Origin of the sequence: Marinimicrobium sp. C2-29 (genome assembly GCF_038419845.1) — a bacterium.
GTDB lineage: Bacteria > Pseudomonadota > Gammaproteobacteria > Pseudomonadales > Cellvibrionaceae > Marinimicrobium.
Genome location: NZ_JBCAQT010000006.1, coordinates 41,831 through 54,512, shown reverse-complemented (window position 1 = coordinate 54,512; position 12,682 = coordinate 41,831). Strand labels below are relative to the sequence as shown.

Sequence of the window (12,682 nt, the reverse complement as noted above, 5' to 3'; positions counted from 1 at the left end):
GGTATGAAATATACGGCCATTGCGGATCAACCGGTCGAAATGCATGAGCCATCCAGCTTTATCGGCAAATATGTCTGGAGCCAGGATCACAAGGTCATTGCCATTCAGTACTCGCTCACTGCCGTCTTCGTGGGGCTGGTGGCCCTGGTGCTGTCCGGCCTGATGCGCCTCCAGCTGGGCTTCCCCGACACCTTCGATTTCATCAATCCCAACTCCTACCTGCAGTTTGTCACCATGCACGGCATGATCATGGTGGTGTACCTGCTGACCGCCCTGTTGCTGGGCGGTTTTGGTAACTATCTGATTCCGTTGATGATCGGCGCGCGCGACATGGCCTTTCCCTACCTGAACATGCTCAGCTACTGGACCTATCTGCTGGCGGTAATCGTGCTGTTGGCGAGTTTCTTTGTTCCGGGCGGCCCGACCGGGGGCGGCTGGACCCTCTACCCGCCACAGACGATACTCAGAGGCACACCCGGCTACGACTGGGGGATCATCTTCATGCTCGTCTCCCTGGCGATTTTTATCGTGGCCTTCACCATGGGCGGGCTGAACTACGTCACCACCATCCTCCAGGCGCGCGCCCCCGGCATGACCCTGATGCGGATGCCGCTGACCATCTGGGGTATTTTTATCGCCACCATCATGGGTCTGCTCGCGTTTCCGGCGCTTCTGGTCAGCGCCATCATGATGTTGATGGACAAGATAGTGGGCACCAGCTTTTTCATGCCGGCGCTGGTCTCTCTGGGTGAAACCCTGGACTACAGCGGCGGCAGCCCTCTGCTGTTTCAGCACCTGTTCTGGTTTTTCGGTCACCCGGAGGTGTACATCGTGGCTCTGCCGGCGTTTGGTATGGTCTCCGATGTGCTCGCCACTCACGCCCGCAAGAACATTTTCGGTTACCGCATGATGGTCTGGGCCATCGTGATCATCGGCGCGCTCAGCTTTGTGGTCTGGGCTCACCACATGTACGTCAGTGGCATGAACCCCACCTTCGGTTTCTTCTTCGCCACCACTACCCTGATCATCGCGGTGCCCACCGCCATCAAGGTCTACAACTGGGTGCTGACGTTATGGCGGGGCAACATTCATTTGACCGTGCCCATGTTGTTCGCCATCGGGTTTATTTTCACCTTTATTCACGGCGGCCTGAGCGGCTTGTTTCTGGGCAATGTGGTCATTGACGTTCCCCTGTCAGACACCTACTTCGTTGTGGCTCACTTTCATCTGGTGATGGGTGTCTCTCCCATCATGGTGCTGTTCGCCGCCATCTATCACTGGTACCCGCTGATCACCGGACGCATGTTTCACAACGGCCTGGCCAAGCTGCACTTCTGGGTCACATTCCTGGGCACCTATTCGGTTTTCCTGCCCATGCACTACCTCGGTTTCCTGGGGCTGCCCCGGCGTTACTTCGCCATGGGCGAGACCAGCTTCGTCCCGGATTCGGTGGCCTCAGTGAATGCCAGCATCACGGTCGCGGCATTGATTGTCGCCCTGGCCCAGTTGGTGTTTCTCGCGAACCTGTTCTGGAGCCTGCGCCACGGTCCCAAAGCCGGGCATAACCCCTGGGGCGCCACCTCGCTGGAATGGCAGACGCCGGATGTGCCCCCACATCACGGCAACTGGGGCCCGGAAGTCCCCAAGGTCTATCGTTGGGCCTATTCCTATAGCGTGCCGGAAGTGAAGGCGGATTTCATTCCCCAGAACCTGCCCCCGGAAGAGGTGATCGCCAATGAACCGGCGGACGAACAGAGGGAGCGCGAATCATGAAACTCTGGCGTGCCCTGACCGAAAAATCCTGGCTCGACCAGAGCCTGCCCACCGTCGAAGTCGGAACCCTGGCTGAGCGGGACTTCACCAGCAAGCGAATCGCCCTGTGCGTGTTCCTGGTGATCGTGACTGTGGTGTTCTCCCTGTTTGTGGTCACCTTTCTCACCCACTCCCTCTACCCGGGATTTCAGGCTCTGGCCGGTGAGCCTTGGCGCCCGCTCGGGGACACCTCCCAGCTGTGGGTCAACACCGGGTTATTGGTGCTGAGCAGTGCGCTGATGCAGCTGTCAGTGAACAGTGCACGCGCGGGAAAGCCCGGGTACTGCCTGGCCAGTCTGCTGTCAGCCGCGCTCTTCACCCTGCTGTTTCTGCTCGCGCAGCTGTGGCTCTGGCAGCAATTGAGCGGCATGGGTTACGGCGTGCGCAGCAACCCCTCCAGCAGTTACTTTTTTCTGTTTACCGGGGTGCACGGTATTCACCTGTTGGGCGGGCTGCTGGTACTGGCCCGCCCGTTGAGCCATATCTGGCACGCCAGCAAAGCCGAAGTAATCAGCAAAAGCCTGCGCCTGTGCGCCGTCTACTGGCACTATCTGCTGGCGGTCTGGCTCATATTGTTTTTCCTACTCACCCGTTCCCCGGAAACCTATCGGTTCCTGGCCGTACTCTGTGGACTGGAGGCCTGATCTGCCATGAATTCAACTGACGCCAAGACTGAGGTCGACGCCGGGCGCTTGTCCGGCATGGTGACGGACTGGTCCGCCGACAAACAGGCGTTCGATATGCACTGGGGCAAGCTGATGATGTGGGTATTCCTGCTGGGGGATACCTTTATTTTCAGTCTGTTTCTGGTGGGTTACATGTCGGTGCGCATGTCGGCCGCCGAGCCCTGGCCGCCCACGAGCGAAATTTTCGCCATGGAGCTGTTCGGTATTCACTTCCCGCTGCTGCTGATCGCAATCATGACCTTCATCCTGATCACCAGCAGCGGCACCATGGCACTGGCGGTCAACTACGGCTATCGCAAGGATCGCAAGAAAACCTTCCTACTGATTCTGGCAACGGCACTTCTGGGCACCAGCTTCGTCGGCCTGCAGGCCTTTGAGTGGACCAAATTGATCGTGGACGAGGGTATCCGCCCCTGGGGCAACCCCTTCGGTGCCGAGCAGTTCGGGGCGGTCTTTTTCATGGTGACCGGCTTTCACGGCATGCATGTCACCGGCGGAGTGATCTACCTGTTTATCGTCGCCAACAAGGTGCGCCGCGGCGGCTATGACCGGGACGGCTATGAAAGCGTGGAAATTGCCGGCCTTTACTGGCACTTTGTGGACCTGGTCTGGGTCTTCATTTTTGCATTTTTCTACCTGTGGTGAGGCTCACTTATGAACGAGGCAACGGAGCAACAACACCCCATCGGGATTTTCCTTAAAGTCTGGCTGTTACTGTTTGTTTTGAGTATCTTTTCCTACATGGTGGATTATTTCCAGCTGCAGGGCTATTGGCGCTGGTCCCTGATCCTGATATTCATGGTACTCAAAGCCGCGCTGATCATGAGCGTGTTCATGCACTTCATGTGGGAGCGCTTCGCCCTGCAGTTTATTCTGCTGACACCGCTGTTCGCGATCGCGATCTTCGTGGTGATGATGGCGTGGGAATCCGACTATATTCACTGGACCCGGCTGGCCTTCCTCAGTTTTGATAGCGGCGGCTAGCATGCGGATCTGGCTGCTGTGCGCTTCGGTACTGGTTCTTCTGTTATCAGGCACCGCCGGGTATCTCATCATTGACCAGTACGCTCCCCCGCCCCAGCTGCAGGGCGCCTACCTGCAGCCCGCCCGCAAAGTGGAATCTTTTCAGTTGGTCGACCATCACCAGAAGGCCTTCACCCGCGATCATCTCAAAGGGCAATGGCACCTTGTGACCTACGGCTACACCCACTGCCCCGACATCTGTCCCATGACCCTGGCCCGCCTGGCCGGGCTGGTTGAGCGCCTTGAGCGGGAGCAGGTCTACCCGGATCTGCAGGTGTTGTTCTACAGTGTTGATGGTGAGCGGGACACGCCCGAGGTACTGGCGCAGTACACACCGCACTTCAACGAGGATTTCATCGGGTTGACCCGGTCCGGGAGCGGTCGCCGCGGCCACCGGGCGTTTGAACAGAGTCTGGGGATACTGGCCGATGTGCAGTCAGAGGAGGGCTGGGTCAACCACGGGGTCATGCTGATGCTACTCAATCCCGAAGCGCAGCTGCAGGCCATCTTCAAGCCGGAACGCAACAAGCACGGCCTGCATCATTTTACCGAAGAGCAGCTGTTCCGGGATTACCGGGCCGTCAGAGACTACTATTCGCAGAGGCATTGAGGGCCCCCTCCAAGCCCTTGATGGCCCGAAGGTCGGCCATCAGGTCTTGGGCAGGGTCACGCCGCGCTGGCCCTGATACTTGCCGCCCCGGTCCATGTAGGAGGTTTCACACACTTCGTCAGACTCGAAAAACAGCATCTGGGCCACCCCTTCATTGGCATAGATCTTGGCCGGAAGAGGCGTAGTGTTGGAGAATTCGAGGGTGACATGGCCTTCCCACTCGGGCTCCAGGGGTGTGACATTGACGATGATGCCACACCGCGCATAGGTGGACTTGCCCAGACAGACCGTCAACACTGAGCGGGGAATGCGAAAATACTCCACCGTGCGGGCCAGGGCGAAGGAGTTGGGGGGAATAGTGCAGACGTCACCTTTGACATCGACAAAGCTGTTTTCATCAAAGTTTTTCGGGTCCACCACCGTGGAGTAGACGTTGGTGAAGATCTTGAACTCGTCGGCACAGCGCACATCGTAGCCATAGCTGGAGGTCCCATAGGAAATCAGCCGCTCTCCCGAGGCGCTGTAGCGGACCTGTTCCGGCTCAAAGGGCTCAATCATGCCCTGCTCTTTCGCCATCCGGCGCATCCATTTGTCAGACTTGATACTCATGGGTTCTCATATCCGGGCTGTGGTCAAAAAGGGACCGCATCATAGCGGTTTTTGGGGCCGAATCCCACCTTTGTCCAGCCTCCGGACACCGATTCACGCTCCCACCCCGAAGACAGGGCCCAAGCGGTCAGAAGCCGGGTCCCACTTTGTGCTGAGGCACTTCCCTCTTTTCTAAACGCGCCAAAGTGGGACGACGCACAGCCCGCCCAGACGTAGTTTGATCCTGCGGTTTTCGAGCAGGGCCGCACGATCACCGCGATACCATTTTTATAAATAACAAAAGGTACAACGGCATGAACTATAACTCTAACGTCTCTCTCCCCGGCGCACAGCGTCGTGACAAGGCTGAAAGACCCACTCGTAAAACAGCCCCGGGCCTCTGGGCTGCGCTGGCCGGCGTCCTGGCGTTCTCCGCCGCCTCCGTACAGGCCCAGCAATGCCAATCCCTGGTATGGAGCGACGAATTCAGCGGTTCCGAACTGGACACCAGCGCCTGGGACATCCAGGAGGGTGACGGCTGCCAATACGGCATCTGTGGCTGGGGCAACGACGAACTGCAGTCCTATAGCGCCAACAACCTCGAAGTATCCAACGGTACACTGAAAATCACCGCTCGCAAGGAGCGGGTCAAGGCGCTGAACTATACCTCCGGGCGCATTCGCACCGCGAATATGCCGGCCAGTGGCCAGTGGACCAACGGTCGCTTTGAAGCGCGCCTCAAGCTGCCGGAAGGCCAGGGCCTTTGGCCGGCATTCTGGATGCTGCCCACCGACCCAGACGTCGGCTGGCCGATGAGCGGTGAAATCGACATCCTGGAGTCCACCGGTCAGGCCTCCATGCTCGCCCACGGCACCATTCACTATGGCGAAGCCTGGCCCGACAACTCCTTCTCCGGCGCCCACATCCTGAGCCAGCCCCAGAAGTGGTCCGACAATTTCCACACCTACGCCATTGAGTGGACTCCTTATGAAATGCGCTGGTATGTCGACGACATTCTCTATTCCACCATCACATCCTCAGACCTGGAAGACAGCGCTTGGTGGACCTTCGAGAACTACCAATATCATTTCCTCCTGAACGTCGCCGTTGGCGGCACCTGGGGCGGCACACCCGATGACAGCATCTTCCCGGTCAGCATGGAAGTGGACTACGTCCGCGTCTACGACCTGGGTCAGCCGGCCATCGACGGCCCTCATATCGTCGCCCCCAATGAACTGGCGACCTACGATCTGGTGGGTGAAATTGGCAGTGATAGCAGCTACACTTGGAGTGCCCCAACGGGTGCTACCCTGACCGGTCAGGGCACCGCCTCCGCCCAGGTTGACTACACGGGCGCCACCTCCGGCGACCTCTCGGTCACTGTATCCAACAGCTGCGGCACTAAAACCCTCAACATCCCCGTGTTCATTGAGCCGGATCACGGCGTTGAGACCGTACTGGACGATTTCGACGGCAACAGCGCACTGACCTACACCAGCTATACCGGCACCTTCGACACCACCGGCGGCGTTCTGACTTACACCCGCGATGGCGCCAGCCAGTGGGATGTGATTGCCACCACCACCAGCGCCCTGCCGGATGTTGCGCCCTTCCTGACTGGCGATAAAGCCTTCGTCATGGACATCAACAACACCGACCCGAACCTGGTGGGCAAACAGATCCTGGTTCAGCTGGAAAATACGGCGACTGCCACCCCGGACAACTACCCGACCGGACGGCACAGCAAGTATGAAGCCTTCATCGAACACGCCAATGGCGTGCAGACCCTGCGCTTCCGCCTGTCCGACCGTATTGATGGGGAAACCGCCAATACCGATGTCGACTCGATCATCTTCCTGATTGATCCTGACGCCTTCACTTCGGACACCTACGTGATCGACAATATTGCGATCCTGGGCGCCGGTGACTCTACCGGTGGTGACGGTGGCGGCGATGAACTGGCCAGCTCCGTTGTGGTCAGCAATGTCAGCACCGGAACCGAAAGTGCGGGCAAGGGCCAGAAATACGGCACAGCCTCAGTGACCCTTGCGGACGACCTGGGCAACCCGGTCAGCGGTGCCACCGTGACCGGCGCCTTTTCCGGCACCTGGAGTGAGACCCAGTCGGCGACCACGGACGCCAATGGGGTGGCCAGCTTCACGACCAGCACCAGCAGCAATGGCGGGGTAACGGTCAACTTCTGTGTCAGCGATGTCACCGACACCAGCCTGACCTTCGACAGTGCCAACAGCACCGGCATCTGTCAGTAAACACCCTTCAACCTGTCCCACTTGCCTGTCCGGCGAATCTCCTCGCCGGACAGGCGTTCTCCCCACCACCCATCGACTCCTGCACAGACCAAGCTCCGGACGAATGCCGCGTGAAACCTGTAGGCGTTCCAAAAGAACTCCATCACGAAACCCACCGGCCATTTGGGGTACACTGGAGAAACTCCGCTAATCGAATCGTCCAGACAAGGTGGAAACTGCGGTATGGTGAATCGACACCCAGTGCATTGGACTGGAAGAGAGCGTTTGACACCCCGGGTATTACTGGGATTGTGGCTGCTGCTCATTGGCGTGCCGCTTTCCGCCACGCCTTTGCCGACACTGGAAATAAACAATGCCAGCGCTCAGCCGCTGGGACAACATGTGGTTTATCACGTCAACAAAGATCGCGACCTTGACGTTGATGCACTTCTGAGCGCGCCTGAAGCGATTGACTGGCGATCCGGTCGAGGAGAGACCCCCAACCTGGGGCTCATGTCCGACCCTGTCTGGTTCGCCCTGCAACTGCGCAGCCCCGAGAGCACCGAGCGCTTGCTGGCCATCGCCTACCCGCCGCTGGATCAAGTGGATATCTACCTGGCCCGGGAGGGAGAGATCGTCCAGAAGCTGAGAACAGGCGACCAACTGCCGTTTCACAGCCGCCCCATCCATCATCGGGACTTTGTCCTGCCACTGGCACTTGAGGCCGGCGCTGAGTATCAACTGTTCATCCGGGTGCATACCCAGGGAGCGCTGCATCTGCCCATCACCCTGTGGCAGCCGGAGCCATTCTACGAGCAGACCCAGCATGGGGTCGCCCTGCAACTGATCTTCATCGGCATCATGAGCGCCCTGGCGCTTTACAACCTGCTGCTGTGCCTCGTTGTGCGGGACCGTGCCTACCTCTGGTATGTCGTGTATCTGGTCTCTTTTCTGCTGGCACAGGTCACCCTGAGAGGGCTGGGCTTTCAGTACCTCTGGCCGGACTTACCGGCGCTGAACAACTTCAACCTCCCGCTACTGCTGGCCATCAGCCTCGCGTCGGTGGGCTTTTTCACCCACAGCTTTCTGGATGCGAAGCAATACAGCCGGGTCTGGTCGTCGATCATTCTTTCCGTGGGCTGGACCGGGGTGGCGCTGACGGGCCTGAGCCTGATCCTGCCCTACAATGTTCTCATTGCCCTGCTGGTCGTCGCCGTGACCCTGGGCGCTGCGCTGTCATTCATGACGGGCTGCTATCTCTGGTGGAAGGGGCAGCCGCTGGCTCGCCTGTACGTCATTGCCTGGAGTGTATTCCTGCTCGGCAATGTGCTCTACAACCTGGAAAAGGCCGGCATTCTCTCTTATTCGGCGTTTTCCGAGCATATCGTTCAGGTCGGCACCGTCATCCAGGTGTTGCTATTGTCTCTGGCCCTGGCCCAGCGTATCAACCTGGAGCGCCAACAGCGCCAGCAAGCTCAGGAGCACGCCCTGGCGGTCCAGCGCGAGGCGAATGAGAGGCTGGAGCAGAGGGTCGAAGAGCGAACGGAAGAGCTGCGAAAAGCCTATGACAAGCTGAAGGAAGTCAGTCAGCTGGACGGTCTGACCCAGCTCAAAAACCGGCAGTTTTTCGACCAGACTCTGGAAATGGAATGGCGCCGTAACACCCGGGAGCGCCGCGACATCAGTCTGTTGATGCTCGATGTGGACCACTTCAAACACACCAATGACACTCTGGGCCACCTCTGTGGTGACGCCTGCCTGCGCCACCTGGCCGAAATCTGCCGCAGCCGTGTCCATCGCGCCCAGGATATTGTCGCCCGCTATGGCGGTGAGGAGTTCGTGGTCCTGCTGCCCTGCACCGAATTGGTCGGCGCCATGGTTGTGGCCGAGAATATCCGCAAGGACATTGAACAGGGCGACTTTCACTGGCAGGGGCAACGGATCCCCCTGACGGTGTCAATTGGCGTGGCCAGCTGTATTCCGACACAGGCGCACGATATCGACTGGCTGATCCGCCACGCCGACGAGGCCCTCTACGCCGCCAAGCGTGAGGGCCGCAACCGCACCATGATCTACCGAGCGGCCGAAAATACAGAGCAGGAGAATACTATCGTTCCCGTTGAGGCGTTTTAACGATCACCCGCTCCGGCCGCTAATCGTCCACCACCGAGATCTCGGGTCCCCCGGCGGCTTTGTCCTGCCACAGGCTGGCCCCCAGCGCCCGGGCGATGGCGCGATAACGCTGACTGATCGCCGATTCCGGGTCATCGGCCACGGTGGGGGTACCGCCATCGGTGGTTTCGCGGATGGACAGATCCAGCGGCAGAGAGCCAAGCAGTCGCGTGTCATAGTCCCGGGCAATCCGCTCGCCTCCTCCAGAGCCAAAGATGTGTTCTTCGTGGCCGCAGTTGGAGCAGACGTGCACCGCCATATTCTCCACCACGCCCAGCACCGGCACCTTGACCTTGCGGAACATTTCAATGCCTTTCTGGGCGTCCAGCAGAGCAATATCCTGGGGCGTGGTGACAATCACCGCCCCGGTGACCGGGACTTTCTGGGACAGGGTCAACTGAATATCGCCGGTACCGGGCGGCATGTCGACAATCAGATAGTCCACCTCGTCCCACTGGGTCTGGCTCAACAGCTGCTGGAGCGCACCGCTGACCATGGGCCCGCGCCAGACCATGGGCGTCTGTTCGGTCACCAGGTAGCCCATGGAGATGGATTGAATGCCGTGAGCTTCGATGGGTTTCATCATCTGTTTGCCATCGACATCGACGACCTCGGGCCGCCGCTGACCCACGCCCAACATTTTGGGCTGGCTGGGACCGTAGATATCCGCATCGAGAATCCCTACCCGGGCGCCCTCGGCCGCCAAGGCCAGCGCCAGGTTCACGGCGGTAGTGGATTTGCCCACACCGCCCTTGCCCGAGGCCACGGCGATAATGTTCTTCACCCCGGGAATCTCACCCCCGGTGTTGGCGCCGCCCCGGGCAGGAATGGACCAGTCGATGTTGACCGCCACCGATTCGACGCCGGCAATGGCCGAGGCCGCCTCATTCACCCGCCGGGCGAGGGTTTCCGCCACCCCTTCGGCCGGGTAGCCCAGGGTGATACTCACCTCGGCTTCGTCGTTCTCAAACTGAATCCCGGGCTCGACTCCGAGCTCGCCCAGAGACAGTCCCGTCGTGGGGTCTTTGACCGCTTTTACGGCATTTTCCAGAGCTGTTTGGGTTTGTTCGGGCATAGCTTTCTGTTTCCCCTGATTTTTAGCGGCTTTCGTGCAATGTGGCACTGAGGCCTGAGCGGCGGATACCGGCTGGAGACTGTCGGAGGCATGGATGCCGACGACAAGCCCCCATGGATGGGTTTACGGCGGGTCTCCAACCGGTATCCGCCGCTCAGGCCGGAGGACCTACGGAGCTATAGATAAAACAAATCACACCCCACATTATTGCATCAGAGACCGAAAAACCAAGTGTTTTACTCAACTTTTTCGGCTAACCCCCTGAAGACAGGGCCAAAATTTGCTATAGTGCGCCTCCTTTTTCACCAGCCAAGCAACCACAGACACCATGAGCCAAGCAGCCCGCAAAATACTTGTTACCAGCGCCCTGCCCTACGCCAACGGCGACTTGCACCTGGGCCACCTGATGGAACAGATCCAGACCGACATCTGGGTCCGCTTCCAGAAGCTGCGCGGGCACCACTGCCTCTACGTCTGTGCCGACGATGCCCACGGCACCGCCATCACCCTCAAGGCCGAACAGCTGGGCCTGAGCCCCGAGCAGCATATCGAGAAGATGCACGCGGCGCACAAGGCCGTCTCGGAAGGCTTCCTGATCGAGCACGACAACTTCCACACCACCCACTCGGCGGAGAACCGTGAGTTGGCGGAACTGATCTATCAGCGCCTGGACGCCAACGGCCACATTGCCCGACGGGAGATCACCCAGGCCTTTGACCCCGAAAAGCAGCTGTTTCTGGCCGACCGCTACATCAAGGGCACCTGCCCCAAGTGCAAGACGCCGGACCAGTACGGCGACAACTGCGAAGCCTGTGGCGCCACCTACGCGCCCATGGACCTGATCGACCCGGTTTCCGCCCTGTCCGGCGCCACGCCCGTGCCGCGCGCCTCCGAGCACTTCTTTTTCAGGTTGCCCGAGTTCGGCGACTTCCTCAAAGACTGGACCCGCGCCGGCCACCTGCAGCCGGAGGTGGCCAACAAGGTCTCCGAATGGCTCGACAGCGAACTGCACGAGTGGGATATCTCGCGCGATGCGCCCTACTTCGGCTTTGAGATTCCGGGGCATCCGGGCAAGTATTTCTATGTCTGGCTGGACGCGCCCATCGGCTACATCGCCAGCCTGAAAAACCTGCTCGACCGCAAGCGCGCAGAAGGTGAAACGACCGGCGAAGACTGGCTGGACTACTGGAAAGCGGACTCCGAGGCCGAGGTCTACCATTTTATCGGCAAGGACATTGTCAATTTCCACGCGCTCTTCTGGCCCGCCATGCTCGATTCCGCCCAGTTGCGCACGCCCACCAAAATCTGCGTGCACGGTTTTGTGACGGTCAATGGCAAGAAAATGTCCAAGTCCCGGGGCACCTTCATCAATGGCCAGACCTATCTGGACCACCTGAACCCGGAGTACCTGCGCTACTACTTCGCCGCCAAACTGACCGGCGCGGTGGACGACCTGGATCTGAATCTGGATGACTTCATCCAGCGCGTGAACAGCGACCTGGTGGGCAAGGTGGTCAATATCGCCAGCCGCACCGCCAAATTCGTCAACAAATCCGGTGGCACTCTGGCCACAGAGGTGGCCGATCCGGCCCTGTGGCAGCGCTTTGTCGACGCGAGCGAGACCATCGCCGGGCACTACGAGACACGCGAGTTCAACAAAGCCATGCGCGAAATCATGGCGCTGGCCGACGCCGCCAACGAATACATCGCCGCCAAAGAGCCCTGGAAATTGGCCAAGCAGGAAGGCACCGAAGCCGAGGTGCTGGCCATCTGCACCCAGGGCCTGAACTGCTTCCGCGCCCTGATCACCTGGCTCAAACCGGTGCTGCCGCAACTGGCCCAAAAGGCGGAAGCCTTTCTGGGAGAGACCCTCGACTGGGAAGGGCCCTTGCGCTTTCGCGGCGGCGAGGCCATCAACAAATTCAAGCCCCTGCTGACGCGGGTGGAGAAAGACCAGGTGGATGCCATGATCGATGCGAGCAAAGAAGAAGCCCCGACTCCGAAAGTCGAGGGACCACTGGCCGATGAGCCCATCGCCGAGGAAATCGAGTTCGGCGACTTTGCCAAGGTGGATCTGCGGGTGGTGAAAATCGTCGGCGCCGAGCAGGTGGAGGGCGCCGACAAGCTGCTGCGCCTGACCCTGGATCTGGGCGGTGAGACCCGCAATGTGTTCGCCGGCATAAAAAGTGCCTATAAGCCCGAAGACCTGGAAGGCAAGCTGACCATCATGGTCGCCAACCTCAAGCCGCGCAAGATGAAGTTCGGGGTCAGCGAGGGCATGGTGCTGGCCGCCGGTCCGGGCGGAAAGGACATTCATATTCTGGAGCCGCACAGTGGCGCCAAACCCGGCCAGCGGGTGATGTGACCACCGGCGGTGGGCATAAGCATAGCGCCGGCGGCGAATATAAGCTTATAGTTAAACGGCCTAACCAGCGCGGGCTTTTAGATTGAAGGGCTCTCGCCGGTT

10 protein-coding genes are annotated in these 12,682 nt (G+C 59.7%); 8 read left to right on the top strand and 2 right to left on the bottom strand.

What is annotated here, in order from left to right; translation table 11 throughout:
* The first annotated feature begins 3 nt into the window (after positions 1-3).
* From AAE484_RS07405 to AAE484_RS07385, 5 genes are read left to right on the top strand one after another with little or no spacing between them, the layout of a single operon-like run.
* On the top strand, positions 4-1,773 hold the full coding sequence (locus AAE484_RS07405; protein WP_341937727.1) for a cytochrome c oxidase subunit I: 1,770 nt from the start codon (positions 4-6) through the stop codon (positions 1,771-1,773).
* Positions 1,770-2,456, top strand: a complete 687-nt coding sequence (locus AAE484_RS07400; RefSeq protein ID WP_341937726.1) for a cytochrome c oxidase subunit 3 — start codon at positions 1,770-1,772, stop codon at positions 2,454-2,456. Before AAE484_RS07405 ends, AAE484_RS07400 begins: the two co-directional genes overlap by 4 nt.
* A gap of 6 nt (positions 2,457-2,462) precedes the next feature.
* Entirely contained in the window at positions 2,463-3,143 is a 681-nt protein-coding gene (locus AAE484_RS07395) for a heme-copper oxidase subunit III family protein (protein WP_341937725.1), read from the top strand.
* Positions 3,144-3,152: 9 nt separating this feature from the next.
* Positions 3,153-3,482, top strand: a complete 330-nt coding sequence (locus tag AAE484_RS07390) for a cytochrome C oxidase subunit IV family protein (RefSeq protein ID WP_341937724.1) — start codon at positions 3,153-3,155, stop codon at positions 3,480-3,482.
* 1 nt (position 3,483) lies between these two features.
* Entirely contained in the window at positions 3,484-4,131 is a 648-nt protein-coding gene (locus tag AAE484_RS07385; RefSeq protein ID WP_341937723.1) for an SCO family protein, read from the top strand.
* A gap of 39 nt (positions 4,132-4,170) precedes the next feature.
* Here the strand turns inward: AAE484_RS07385 and dcd are convergent, their stop codons facing one another.
* Complete coding sequence (gene dcd / locus AAE484_RS07380) at positions 4,171-4,740, bottom strand: dCTP deaminase (RefSeq protein ID WP_341937722.1); 570 nt, start codon at positions 4,738-4,740, stop codon at positions 4,171-4,173.
* 293 nt (positions 4,741-5,033) lie between these two features.
* On the opposite strand from dcd, the gene AAE484_RS07375 reads away from it, so the two are divergent.
* On the top strand, positions 5,034-6,989 hold the full coding sequence (locus AAE484_RS07375) for a family 16 glycosylhydrolase (RefSeq protein WP_341937721.1): 1,956 nt from the start codon (positions 5,034-5,036) through the stop codon (positions 6,987-6,989).
* A 264-nt stretch (positions 6,990-7,253) separates the two neighbouring features.
* On the top strand, positions 7,254-9,101 hold the full coding sequence (locus AAE484_RS07370) for a sensor domain-containing diguanylate cyclase (RefSeq protein WP_341937720.1): 1,848 nt from the start codon (positions 7,254-7,256) through the stop codon (positions 9,099-9,101).
* Positions 9,102-9,120: 19 nt separating this feature from the next.
* On the opposite strand, the gene apbC is transcribed toward AAE484_RS07370, so the two are convergent.
* Positions 9,121-10,263 (bottom strand): iron-sulfur cluster carrier protein ApbC, encoded by a 1,143-nt coding sequence (apbC, locus tag AAE484_RS07365; RefSeq protein WP_341937719.1) that lies wholly within the window; start codon positions 10,261-10,263, stop codon positions 9,121-9,123.
* A gap of 280 nt (positions 10,264-10,543) precedes the next feature.
* Between apbC and metG the strand changes: the two genes are divergently transcribed.
* Positions 10,544-12,580, top strand: coding sequence for a methionine--tRNA ligase (gene metG / locus AAE484_RS07360; RefSeq protein ID WP_341937718.1), 2,037 nt, complete (start codon positions 10,544-10,546; stop codon positions 12,578-12,580).
* Positions 12,581-12,682 lie beyond the last annotated feature (102 nt).